The following is a 1,117-nucleotide window of genomic DNA, read 5'->3' as shown; positions in this document are numbered from 1 at the left end:
CGACAGCGTAACCCGACGTTCTGGGTTTCGTACCTTAATCCATTTTTTATATAATATTTCTCATAATACCCTTTTTTTGGTGCTTCACGCAAAGATGTAAGCTTTTAAAAGTTTGATTTAGATTTAGACAGCCAGGGAATAAATTCCCTGTCTCAAAGCTCAAGTCGGTTAAAACCGACTGGGGAATTGATTGGGGTGCGCTTAATATTGATTTAGGTAGGGTATGTTAGCGATAGCGTTACGGATTTCATCCTAACACACCCTACAATACTGATAAGTTATTCTTCAGTAAGGGTGATGAGATCCCCGACTTCTAAGATAGATTTATCTTTTCTGAATACAATTTAATCAAAGAAGTCCGGGATCTGGAAACATAAGATCCCCGACTTCTAAGATAGATTTATCTTTTCTGAATACAATTTAATCAAAGAAGTCGGGGATCTGTGAAACATAAGATCCCCGACTTCTAAGATAGATTTATCTTTTCTGAATACAATTAATCAAAGAAGTCGGGGATCTGGAAACAAGTGTCATGGCTGAATATTTACCAGCTTATTGTGCCGAAAATCTGGCTAATAACTCTTCACGAGATGATTGTAGAAGTAAAGGGGTAAATTCTTCTCTACTCATGGCCATCAGGGGGTTAATAATTCTTGTCAATTCGGCATCAACTTCACCAAAACGCACTTGCAAAATACTCTCAATTATAGCGCGTCTTTCTCTTTCTACGCCAGTTTTAAGTCCTTTCTGTTGTCCTTCCTGGAGTCCTTCTTGTCTTCCTTCTTGTCTTCCTTCTTGGAGTCCTTGTTTTCTCAGTTCTTCTAATTGTTGTTGATACATTTGGGATAATTTCATAATTAACTCCTGATCATCCTGATCAATATCTTGTTCTTGACGCTGACGTGCCGATAACACAGCAATTAGGTTATGTACTAATTCTATGACATCTGCCAGAAATGGATTGTTATTTGTCAGTGTTTCTAATTCTTCCACTGCTTGTCTTTGTACTTTTCCCCTCCCTAATATCCGCAAAAACAGGGTTTCGGGTGTACTGGGTAATTGATGGATACTCACAATGACGGTTTTAAATCCTCTACCAAAAAGGTAAATTCCCTTA

1 pseudogene is annotated in these 1,117 nt (G+C 38.0%); it reads right to left on the bottom strand.

What is annotated here, in order from left to right:
• Positions 1–552: 552 nt before the first annotated feature.
• Positions 553–1,117: pseudogene (locus CUN59_RS20370) on the bottom strand (hypothetical protein); the annotation flags it as partial.

The organism is Cuspidothrix issatschenkoi CHARLIE-1 (assembly GCF_002934005.1).
Taxonomy (GTDB): Bacteria; Cyanobacteriota; Cyanobacteriia; order Cyanobacteriales; family Nostocaceae; genus Cuspidothrix; species Cuspidothrix issatschenkoi.
Note: the sequence above shows the minus strand (reverse complement) of the source record. Positions and strands in the feature narration are given on the sequence as shown.